This window comes from uncultured Phyllobacterium sp. (assembly GCF_902479695.1).
Lineage (GTDB): Bacteria > Pseudomonadota > Alphaproteobacteria > Rhizobiales > Rhizobiaceae > Phyllobacterium > Phyllobacterium calauticae.
Genome location: NZ_CABSQF010000002.1, coordinates 224,834 through 235,020, shown reverse-complemented (window position 1 = coordinate 235,020; position 10,187 = coordinate 224,834). Strand labels below are relative to the sequence as shown.

General features: G+C 58.6%; 10 protein-coding genes. 2 read left to right on the top strand and 8 right to left on the bottom strand.

Annotated features, from left to right (window positions below):
* On the bottom strand, positions 1-1,273 hold a 1,273-nt coding region (locus RDL77_RS02420; RefSeq protein ID WP_288191656.1), incomplete at its 3' end, for an efflux RND transporter permease subunit.
* On the bottom strand, positions 1,270-2,376 hold the full coding sequence (locus RDL77_RS02415) for an efflux RND transporter periplasmic adaptor subunit (RefSeq protein WP_288191664.1): 1,107 nt from the start codon (positions 2,374-2,376) through the stop codon (positions 1,270-1,272). The genes RDL77_RS02415 and RDL77_RS02420, both read right to left, overlap by 4 nt.
* Positions 2,377-3,072: 696 nt before the next feature.
* Between RDL77_RS02415 and tig the strand changes: the two genes are divergently transcribed.
* On the top strand, positions 3,073-4,497 hold the full coding sequence (tig, locus tag RDL77_RS02410; RefSeq protein ID WP_223613177.1) for a trigger factor: 1,425 nt from the start codon (positions 3,073-3,075) through the stop codon (positions 4,495-4,497).
* Between the two features lie 117 nt (positions 4,498-4,614).
* A complete protein-coding gene (locus RDL77_RS02405; RefSeq protein WP_288191655.1) occupies positions 4,615-5,259 on the top strand; it encodes an HD domain-containing protein in 645 nt (214 codons plus the stop codon).
* Positions 5,260-5,265: 6 nt separating this feature from the next.
* On the opposite strand, the gene RDL77_RS02400 is transcribed toward RDL77_RS02405, so the two are convergent.
* The 6 genes from RDL77_RS02400 to RDL77_RS02375 all read right to left on the bottom strand — a co-directional run bounded on the left by RDL77_RS02400 (position 5,266) and on the right by RDL77_RS02375 (position 9,516).
* Positions 5,266-5,982, bottom strand: a complete 717-nt coding sequence (locus RDL77_RS02400; protein WP_288191653.1) for a 3-keto-5-aminohexanoate cleavage protein — start codon at positions 5,980-5,982, stop codon at positions 5,266-5,268.
* Positions 5,983-6,062: 80 nt separating this feature from the next.
* Positions 6,063-6,896 carry an AraC family transcriptional regulator gene (locus RDL77_RS02395; protein ID WP_288191652.1) on the bottom strand — a complete coding sequence of 278 codons (834 nt, stop codon included), beginning with the start codon at positions 6,894-6,896 and terminating at the stop codon, positions 6,063-6,065.
* Between the two features lie 84 nt (positions 6,897-6,980).
* Positions 6,981-7,772: a DNA repair protein RadC gene (radC, locus tag RDL77_RS02390; protein WP_223613181.1), complete on the bottom strand. Its 792-nt coding sequence runs from the start codon at positions 7,770-7,772 to the stop codon at positions 6,981-6,983.
* Between the two features lie 14 nt (positions 7,773-7,786).
* Positions 7,787-8,617, bottom strand: coding sequence for a type I methionyl aminopeptidase (gene map / locus RDL77_RS02385; RefSeq protein ID WP_223613182.1), 831 nt, complete (start codon positions 8,615-8,617; stop codon positions 7,787-7,789).
* Positions 8,618-8,635: 18 nt separating this feature from the next.
* Positions 8,636-9,337, bottom strand: a complete 702-nt coding sequence (sfsA, locus tag RDL77_RS02380) for a DNA/RNA nuclease SfsA (protein WP_288191651.1) — start codon at positions 9,335-9,337, stop codon at positions 8,636-8,638.
* A 56-nt stretch (positions 9,338-9,393) separates the two neighbouring features.
* Positions 9,394-9,516: a hypothetical protein gene (locus RDL77_RS02375; protein ID WP_264319114.1), complete on the bottom strand. Its 123-nt coding sequence runs from the start codon at positions 9,514-9,516 to the stop codon at positions 9,394-9,396.
* Positions 9,517-10,187: the final 671 nt, after the last annotated feature.

The following is a 10,187-nucleotide window of genomic DNA, read 5'->3' as shown; positions in this document are numbered from 1 at the left end:
CCGCAAGGTTTCGCTCGACGTTCTCCACCACCACGATGGCGTCGTCCACCACGATACCGATGGCGAGGACCAGGCCGAACAGGGTAAGCATGTTCAGCGAGAAGCCAAAGGCCGAGAGGATGGCAAAGGTGCCGATCAATGAGACCGGGATGGCCACGATCGGGATGATCGCCGTCCGCCAGGATTGCAGGAAGACGAGAACGACCAGCGCGACGAGAATCACGGCTTCGAAGATCGTCTTGTAAACGTCGGAGATCGATTCCGCGATGAACTCCGTCGGATCATAGACGATGTCGTATTTCAGGCCCGGAGGGAAATCCTTGGAGAGTTCCTCCATGGTGGACCGGATGGATGCGGCAGCAGCAAGGGCATTGGTGCCCGGACGGCTGAAGATACCCAGCGCAACGGCAGGACTGCCGTCGAGGTAACTGTTGGTCACATAATCCTTGGCGCCGAGTTCGATGCGGGCGACGTCCTGCAACTGTACGAGACGGCCATTGCCGCTTGTTTTGACGATGACATAACGGAATTGCCGCGCATCGCTGAACCGGCCCTGCATGGTGACCGTGTACTGGAAGGCGCTTGTGCCCGGTGTGGGCGGCCCGCCAATGGCGCCGCCATTGACCTGCACGTTCTGGTCGCGCAGTGCCTGAACCACATCAGCCGATGTCATGGAGTAGGCGGCGAGTTTCTGCGGATCGAGCCAGATGCGCATGGAATACTGCCGCTCGCCGAAGATGGTGACTTCGCCGACGCCGTCGAGCCGCAACAGCACGTCGCGGATGCGGGTGTTGGCGTAGTTGGACGCATAGAGCTGGTCATAACGGTTGTCGGGCGAAAGCACATGCACGACCATCATCAGGTCGGGCGAACTTTTCGTCGTGGTGATGCCGTTGCGCTGCACGTCCTGCGGCAATTGCGGTACGGCAATGGCGACGCGGTTCTGTACCAGAACCTGTGCCTTGTCGAGATCGGTGCCGAGCTTGAAGGTGATGGTCAACGCCATCGAACCATCGGCGGTCGAGTAGGAAGACATGTAGAGCATGTCCTCGACGCCGTTGATCTGCTGTTCGATGGGAGTGGCGACCGTGTTGGCAATGGTTTCGGCATCGGCGCCGGGATAGGCGGTGCGCACGACAATGGTTGGCGGCGCGATTTCCGGATACTGGGCGACGGGGAGCTGGGTGTAGGCGATCCCGCCGACAATCAGCAGCACAATCGACAGGACGGATGCGAAGATCGGCCTGTCGATGAAAAAATGCGCAAATCTCATTGGCCCGCCTCCGCAGCCTTCACCTCCGGCGGAAGCTGGATAACGTCGGCCTTGACCTTGATACCCGGGCGAATCCGCATCAGGCCGTTGACCACGATGGTCTCGTCACCGGTCAGGCCGCTGCGGATCACCCGATAACCGTAGAGTTTGGGGCCAAGACGCACGGGCTTGGTCGTGACCGAGTTGTCCGCATTGAGGACATAGACAACCCGCTCGTTCTGATCGGAGCCAACCGCTTCGTCGGGCACCAGAATACCCTTATAGGTGTTGGAGGCGGCCACTTCGACCCGGCCGAACAGTCCGGGCTGCAGCACGAAATCCGGATTGTTGAAGCGGGCACGCACCCGCATCGTTCCGGTGGCATCATCGAGCCGGTTCTCGGCGAAATCGAGCTTGCCCTTGAACGGCGGCTGGTTGGAATCGGTCAACCGCACCGTCACTTCGAGGCCACCGCCGCCCTCCTGCAGATTGCTGCCGTTTTCGCGGGCGGTCTTGGCATAGGACAGGAGGTTGCGCTCATCCACGTCGAAATAGAAATCGATCGGATCGAGCGAAACGATGGTCGTCAGGATGGTGTTGTTGGCATTGACGAGATTGCCGACGGAAATGAGCCTGCGGTCGATGCGGCCATCCTGCGGCGCCGTGATCTGCGTGTAGTTCAGATTGAGCTGGGCCGCATCGACGGCGGCCTGGGCGCCGGCTACGCTGGCCTGACCGGCCAGATAGGCGCGGCGCTGGTCATCCAGTGTGGATACGGACAGGGTGCCGCTGCCGGTCAGCGACTGGGTGCGCTTGAACTGGGCCTCCGCATAGGTTTCCGTTGTTTTGGCCACTTCCAGCGCGGACTGGGCCTGCGCCAGGGCGGATATGTAGGGGCGCTGGTCGATGGTGAAGAGCGGATCGCCCTTCTTGACCAACGAGCCATCCTTGAAATGCACCGTATCGAGGTAGCCATCGATGCGCGCGCGCACCGAGACCTGGTCGACGGCTTCGAAGCGTCCGATGAACTCATCGCTGTCGATCACGTCGCGGACGACAGGCTTGGCTGCCGTGACGGTTGGAGGCGGGGGCGCATTCTGCGCCAGCGCCGGAGAGGCTGCCATGAGCGCGATTGCAAAGCCGATTTTGAAGGTAGAGAGAGAATTCCGTGACAAGGGCAGGCCTCCATGACGATCAGACTTCCAGGCGTCTCGGGGATGCCTGGGCATCGCCGTCAGCGCGGGTGATTCATCGTACGGCTACGGGTCAGGTGATGCGCTGACCAGAACAGCTGGAATGCTGGCGCCGCAGACAAACAAGTCAATTTCTCAGATTGTATCGATTTAGTATTTAGTTTCGATAGGGACCAGCGCAAGGGCAGTTCCAAATTCCGTTGAGGCATATTTCCAGTTGGCTATCGATGGTCCCCACACCGGGAAGATTTGCACAGTTGCACATCGTTGTCATCAGGCAAATATTTCACGTGTTGTTGTGATCATGAAAGTGCCTGACTTGCCGTGCAGAAGTTTGCCCGACCCTGAGGCTGTGCCATTGATTTTTGTACGCAGTGCAAGTAAATGGAGCCACCAATCGGTAAGGGTGCAATTTCTTGCGCGGCTCTGTGACAGGTTCTGTGATATGAATTGTGTCACAAAAAATGAGCTGAAAGAGAAATAAAGCAATAAAATCAACGTGGATGGTGAGGGCATGGCTCGCCCCATCTGCACCAGAAGCCACGATGGCAGACAGTTTTTCTCCCGCAATTTGGCTCACAGGCCGGCGACGGCGGGACAAATGTTAAAAAAAGTGAAGGTTTGGACATGCAGGTTACTGAAACGCTCAATGAAGGGCTGAAGCGCGAGATCAAGGTCGTCGTTCCGGCCAAGGATCTGGAAGCAAAGCTTTCCGAACGCCTCCAAGGTGCCAGCGCCAAGGCGCGCATCAATGGCTTCCGCCCCGGCAAAGTGCCGCTCAATCACCTGCGCAAGATGTACGGCAAGTCGTTCATGGCTGAAGTCGTCAACGAGATTCTCAGCGATTCCTCGCGCACGATCCTTGCGGAGCGCAACGAAAAGTCGGCGACCCAGCCGGAAGTTGCGATGACGGAAGACGAGAAGGAAGCGGACAAGGTTCTGAACGGCGAAGCCGATTTCGAATTCACGCTGAACTACGAAGTCCTGCCGGTTATCGAACTCAAGGACGCTTCCAAGATCAGCGTCACGCGCGAAGTGGTCGATGTGACCGACGCGGAAGTTGAAGAGCAGGTCAAGCGCGTTGCCAGCTCCGCCCAGACGTTCGAGCCCAAGAAGGGCAAGGCCGAATCCGGCGACCGCGTCACCATGGACTATCTCGGCAAGATCGACGGCGTGCCGTTCGATGGCGGCGCCGATACCGATGCGACCCTGATCCTCGGCTCCGGCCAGTTCATTCCCGGCTTCGAAGATCAACTGATCGGCACCAAGGCTGGCGACGAGAAGCAGATCAAGGTTACGTTCCCGGCTGAATACGGTGCAGCGCACCTCGCCGGCAAGGATGCGACCTTCGACATCACCGTCAAGGAAATCGGCAAGCCCGGCGAACTCGAAATCAACGACGAAACCGCGAAGAAGCTCGGCATCGAGAGCGCCGACCGTCTGCGGCAGGTTATCCGCGAGCAGATCGAAAGCCAGTACGGCTCGTTCACCCGCCAGAAGGTCAAGCGTCAGATTCTCGATGCGCTCGACGGCGAGTACAAGTTCGAATCGCCGGAACGCCTGATCAATGCCGAGTTCAACAACATCTGGGCACAGATCGGCCAGGACCTCGCACAGGCCGGCAAGACATTCGAAGACGAAGAGACAACGGAAGAAGAAGCACGCGAAGAATATCGCAAGCTGGCTGAACGCCGCGTTCGTCTTGGCCTCGTTCTCTCCGAAATCGGCAACAAGGCCGGCATCGAAGTGACCGAAGAGGAACTGCAGCGCGCCGTTTACGATCAGGTTCGCCAGTATCCGGGCCAGGAACAGCAGATTTATGAATTCTTCCGCAAGACTCCGGAAGCGATCAACAATCTGCGCGCTCCGATCTTCGAAGAAAAGGTTGTCGATCACCTTCTCACTTCCATCAACGTCACCGACAAGAAGGTGACGAAGGAAGAGCTGATGGCTGAAGACGAGTCGGATGAAAAGTCCGGCGAAGCCAAGAAGCCTGCCAAGAAGGCAGCGCCGAAGAAGGCCGCCAAGAAGAAGACCGAAGACGAAGCGTAAGCTTTTGTCTCTCTGATTGAAAAGGCCGCTTTCGAGCGGCCTTTTTCATTTCTGGTGCGCGGTAATTGCGGGGCAGAGTATTCTGCGGGTCTAACTGATTCCGCAGAGATTTCGCCGATGTCCATTGCTGCCTTTGCGCCGTTCGAGGCGCTTGCCGAACACCTTCTGCCTCATGCAATCGATGGTATGAGTGATGGGTCGCATGACCTGTCTCATCTCTTGCGTGTGTGGAAAAATGCAACAGCAATTCATAACGAGGAGGGTGGGGACAGTGAAATACTGGCCGCAGCGACAATCCTGCATGACTGCGTTGCCGTCGAAAAGAATTCACCCCATCGCGCGCAGGCCTCGCGGTTGGCTGCTGAAAAGGCATCGAAGCTTCTTGCCGATATTGGCTGGCAATCCCCGCGCGTTGCTGCCACAGCGCACGCCATCGAGGCACACAGCTTTTCGGCAAACATCCCTCCACGCACCTTGGAGGCGAAAATCCTGCAGGATGCGGATCGTCTGGATGCCATTGGCATGGTTGGCGCTGCACGATGTTTCTACATCGCAGGCCGTATGGGGAGTGGGCTATATGATCCCTTGGACCCCATGGCAACGGATCGTAACCTCGATGACAAGAGCTTTGCCATCGATCATTTCGAGGTCAAGCTTTTCAAGTTGAGTGCGGGGTTCAATACGGTCAGGGGTGCGCAGATCGCCAAGGTGCGACAGGAGCGGCTCCGCCGGTTCCTGGGCGAGTTTCTTGATGAGATATAAACGATCTCAGCGAGACACCAGGTCGAGCGCGGCGCGGATCAATTCGGCATTGCCTTTAGCCATTTGTCCCGACGGCAGGAGATTGCCGTCTTCCAGGCCGATGCGGCTGTCAAAGCCCTTGGCCATGGCTTCGCTGTAGATGGGCCAGACACTGGCTTCATCGCCATGCATGAGGATAGGCAGTGTGTGGCCTGCCTTGCGCAGAACCGCCTGAATACCATCGGCGGCCCGCAATCCCTCATCGATGTCCTGCTCGTTGATTTCGATCAGCACGCGCAAGCATTTTGCCGCATCCTTCAGGCCGACAAAGCGCTGCGCATCGCTGACGGACCAGAGCCCCGCTTCGACGCCGATACCCCTGCCGAGAATGTGCGCAATCACATCCTCAGCGTCCTCTTCGATCAGGTTGATCGAGACGTAGTCGGGCAGGGTCGTCCAGCGGTGCATGGGTTCCTGCCGCGAAAGGCCGCCGGGAGGGATGCGCCAATGGGTGGAAAGGCCGACAGGAATGCCCGGAACGGCCGAACGAACAGCCTGCAGAGTCTCGGCGATATGGTCCGGCTCCAGCGTTTCCATTCCATCCGGTCCGCGCGGGTGGATATGCAGCTCGCGGGCGCCAGCGGCCACGGCAAGCGCGGCGTCCCTGGCAATTTCCGAGGCTGTAAAGGGGAGCGCAGGGTGAAAATCCCGCATGCGCCCGCCATTCAGACATGCCTGCAACATGGTGGTGTCTCCGCTATGACGGCTCCATCATAGCGGATTTCCTCCTGACAGCACCCCGTCAGTATGGATTCGATGCCGGTTCAGGCCTTGATCGGAATCCATATCTCCATTCCGCCATTGCCGGTCCGCGGGTCGAATTCCGGACCATAACGTTCGAAATTGGGTGCATCGGCCAGGACATGGCCGGATTCCGGCAACCATTTGCCCCAGATGGTCATGATCGTGCTGCGAATGGTCGAGATATGCTCGCGATGCGAAAACACCAGATAGGTTTGCGCCGGAATGCGCAGCCGAGCAAACTCCTGCGGGATGTCGGAGAAATCGGCAACCTCGGTGCCCGCGATGTAATCGAAATTCTGGGCGTCATCGCTGTTGCAGCAGACGCCGTAGGCGATATCGCCGATCTGGCCGGTGATATGGCCGAAATAGGGGTTGAAACGCTGCCATTGCGCCGGAATGCCGCTGCTGGTTTCGCAGGTATATCGTTCGCCTATGCCGGCGACCAGCATTGGTTTGCCGTTCGCGATGCGCGGCTCTTCGATATCGGTGATAAACTTTTCGTCCATTTTCATCGGCTCCACCAATGGGATGTTACGGGTATGGCGCTGTGCGCGGACCTGTTCGGGCGTCAGGCCGAACTGATCGCGGAACGCCCGCGTGAATGCCTCATGGGAGCTGTAGCCGGCATCGAGCGCGACGCTGAGAATATCCGGAGCACCTTCGCACAGGGATTTTGCTGCCTCGGTCAACCGGCGGCCACGGATATGACTGCTGACCGAGCGTCCGGCAAAAATGCCGAAGGCGCGGGACATGTGAAACCGTGACAGGCCCGCCACATCGGCGATATCGTCGAGGGTGATCTCCTCGGCGAAATGACCTTCCACATACCAGATCGCTTTTTCAACCGAATTCATGCAACTCTCCATTGGGGCACGGCATACCAATACACATCGTCGGCGGCGTGCATTTGATCGCGATTGCGGTTCGGCCGGCCAGGGTTAGAAGAGTTTCATGCCCTTCAGGCTGGCATGGCCGTTCTTGCCGATGATGATGTGATCGTGAACAATAATTCCCATCTGTTCGCCGATGCTGGCAATGGTCTTTGTCATCTCTATATCGGCTCTGGACGGTGTCGGGTCGCCCGAGGGGTGATTATGGACAAGGATGATGGCACTCGCCGACAATTGCAGTGCGCGGGATATTATCTCGCGGGGATAGACGGGTGTATGGTCGACGGTGCCCACCTGTTGCACCTCGTCGGCAATCAGCGTGTTTTTCTTGTCGAGAAAGAGGATGCGCAGCTGCTCGCGTGATTCATGCGCCATGGCTGCGGTGCAATAGTCGATCAGTTCGCTCCATGAGCCGAGCATCGTGCGTTCGCCCATGCCGCTGCGCATGGCCCTGTGGGCAAGGGCGGCGATGAACTTGAGATCAAAGGCCACGGTCGGGCCGCAGCCCTTTACCTCCCGCAGCAGGTGTTCCGGCGCGCCCAGGACCTCCGCCAGACTGCCGAAGCGGGCCAGAAGCGCCTTGGCCAGCGGCTTGGTGTCGCCTTGTCGTATCGGGCGGTACAGCAGCATTTCCAGCATTTCATAATCGGCAAAGCCCTGATGGCCGACTTTCTGGAAACGCTCTTTCATCCGCTCGCGGTGGCCGGTGTAATGCGGTTCCGCGGCCTGGCTGGCAGCGTTGGCTGTATCGGCGGTTTTCTCAACACCAGGTTGTTTCTGCAGCGATTTTGGTGAGGGCTCTTTGAGGAAGAAAGTCTTGGGTGGCTCGTCTTCGCTCATGGGGCCCTGCGTTCCTAATCGAGTTTCAAACCCGGAGCGAACAGGCCTGCGGGTGAAAGGGTGAAGACTTCGCAACCGTCCTTGGTGACGCCGACCGTATGTTCATACTGCGCTGTCAGCGAACGATCGCGGGTGACGGCTGTCCAGCCATCGGCGAGGACTTTCACATGCGGGCGGCCGAGATTGATCATCGGCTCGATGGTGAAGATCATGCCTTCGCGCAGTTCAACGCCCTCATTGGGTGTGCCGTAATGCAGAATGTTCGGTGCGTCGTGGAAAAGCTGGCCGACACCGTGGCCGCAGAAGTCGCGAACGACGGAGCAGCGCTCCGCTTCGGCATAGTTCTGGATGGCGGCGCCGATGGCGCCGGTCCGGGCGCCGGGACGAACGGCCGCAATGCCGCGCATCAGGCTTTCATGCGTCACTTCCATCAGGCGTTCGGCGGCGCGCTTGATTTCGCCCACGGGATACATGCGGCTGGAATCGCCGTGCCAGCCGTCGAGTATGTAGGTGACATCGATATTGACGATATCGCCTTCGCGCAGCGGCTTGTCGTCAGGGATACCATGGCAGACGACGTGATTGATCGACGTGCAGGACGATTTCGTGTAGCCGCGATAGTTGAGGGTTGCGGGCAGGGCACCGTGATCGGCGCCGAATTCGAAGACAAAGCGGTCGATGGTATTGGTGGTCACACCCGGCTCAACCAGACCGGCGAGCTCGTCCAGGCAACGTGCCGTGAGCTGGCAGGCCTTGCGCATGGCGGCGAAACCTTCGGGGCCGTGAAGCCTGATCTGTCCGGTGTTCTTCAGGGGCGCTGTCTGCGCATCGAGATAGGTGACCATGGTGCTTTCCGCTTGGCGTCAATCAATAATGGGTATCGCAGTTGTTGCAGCAATGCCCGAAGGCGTGATGTGGCATCTTATTGCGTAAGCTTCAACCCCGCGGCGCATTGCCCGCTCGAACGCCCTTGCGTAAACCGGGTCTAGGTCGCCGCAGATTCGCAAGCGGTCGCAGTCATCGCGCTGGATCACGTAAAGCATGACACCACGGTGACCATTCTCAACCATGTTGCCAAGCTCGTCCAGATGTTTTGCGCCGCGGGCGGTCGGAGAATCGGGAAATTCCGCGAGATTTGCCGTGCGGGAGAAGTGCACGTTCTTCACTTCGACATAGGCCGTCGGCCGTTCCGGATCGGTCAGCAAAATGTCGATGCGGGAATTCACGCCATATTTCTGCTCGCGCTTGAGCGCGCCATAACCGCCGAGGACGGGCAGAAGCCCCGCCACAATGGCTTCCTCGGCGATCCGGTTGGGCAGGCCCGTATTGATGCCGACCAGCGTGCCCTGCGCTTCGACGATCTGCAGCGTATGGGCATATTTGCGCTTGCCGTCATCGGACAAGGACAGCCAGACGCGGATGCCGGGATCGGTCAGCCCGAGCATGGAGCCGGTATTGGGTACGGAACTGGTGATCGGGCTGCCATCATCGAGGATGATATCGGCAAGAAAGCGCTTGTAACGCTGGACCAGTCGGCCGGTGACGAGAGGGGCAGGGAAAATCATCCGCGAGATCTACCCGACCGGGGAAGGCCGGACAATCGCAAATCGCGCCTGAAACATCAGGACAGGCCCTGAACCGTCCTGATCACATCGGCCAGGGACAGATTGGCCATGAGCATGGCAGCCGTCGCAGCAAGGCCGGCCAGAAAGAACGTCACTGTTATCTTCGTTTGTCTGCTCATGAATATGTTTTCCTGCATGATGACATAGGATGGGAAAAACATGCTTAGATTGTGGCTCGTCTGTGCCTATTCGCAGGCACTGAACCGAGACCGAAGGCGGCGGATAGGTCAGGCCGCAGACAAAAAAGGCCTGCCTTGGGAAAGGCAGGCAAATTTGCTCTGGGGTGGGAGAATTCGGGTTGGTTTGGAGGTTAAACCGAACCCTACTGCCGGAGATCGGAATCTCAGCAGTGATTGATGATAGGTCAGGTCAGGTATGGAGCCTCATAACTTTCTTTAACAGCCGGTGACAAAGCTTGAACATGCAGGTCTGTTATCATCGTCTGTGCTGTCTCATCCTGTATGCGCCTGCCCACGGCGGGTGAAACGCATAGGAGGAGACATGATGAACTGTAAGTTTTTCGTACCCGTTCTAGCGGTCGCTGCGTTCACATTGGCAGCTTGCGACAACAAGCCATCTGAGGGCGGCAGCAAGCCGCCTGCGACCACCCAGGAGCCCGCAAAACCCGGCGCAGCTCCAACCACTCCGGCACCGGAACCGGCAAAGCCGGCCCCTGCCAACTAGCTGTAAGGACCAAAGACAGCGCGGCCGGCTCTTGCGGGGGCTGGCCGTTTTGCATGAAAGGATGAAGCGCAGGCGTATGAGCCGGCTTCTGCAATATGCTGATTTT

Excerpts from the sequence above, each read along its gene's own strand:
- RDL77_RS02405 (WP_288191655.1), top strand. The coding sequence starts at position 4,615 with ATGTCCATTGCTGCCTTTGCGCCGTTCGAGGCGCTTGCCGAACACCTT.
- RDL77_RS02395 (WP_288191652.1), bottom strand. The coding sequence starts at position 6,896 with ATGAATTCGGTTGAAAAAGCGATCTGGTATGTGGAAGGTCATTTCGCC.
- RDL77_RS02400 (WP_288191653.1), bottom strand. The coding sequence starts at position 5,982 with ATGTTGCAGGCATGTCTGAATGGCGGGCGCATGCGGGATTTTCACCCT.
- radC (WP_223613181.1), bottom strand. The coding sequence starts at position 7,772 with ATGAGCGAAGACGAGCCACCCAAGACTTTCTTCCTCAAAGAGCCCTCA.
- RDL77_RS02415 (WP_288191664.1), bottom strand. The coding sequence starts at position 2,376 with ATGGCAGCCTCTCCGGCGCTGGCGCAGAATGCGCCCCCGCCTCCAACC.
- RDL77_RS02375 (WP_264319114.1), bottom strand. The coding sequence starts at position 9,516 with ATGAGCAGACAAACGAAGATAACAGTGACGTTCTTTCTGGCCGGCCTT.
- sfsA (WP_288191651.1), bottom strand. The coding sequence starts at position 9,337 with ATGATTTTCCCTGCCCCTCTCGTCACCGGCCGACTGGTCCAGCGTTAC.
- tig (WP_223613177.1), top strand. The coding sequence starts at position 3,073 with ATGCAGGTTACTGAAACGCTCAATGAAGGGCTGAAGCGCGAGATCAAG.
- map (WP_223613182.1), bottom strand. The coding sequence starts at position 8,617 with ATGGTCACCTATCTCGATGCGCAGACAGCGCCCCTGAAGAACACCGGA.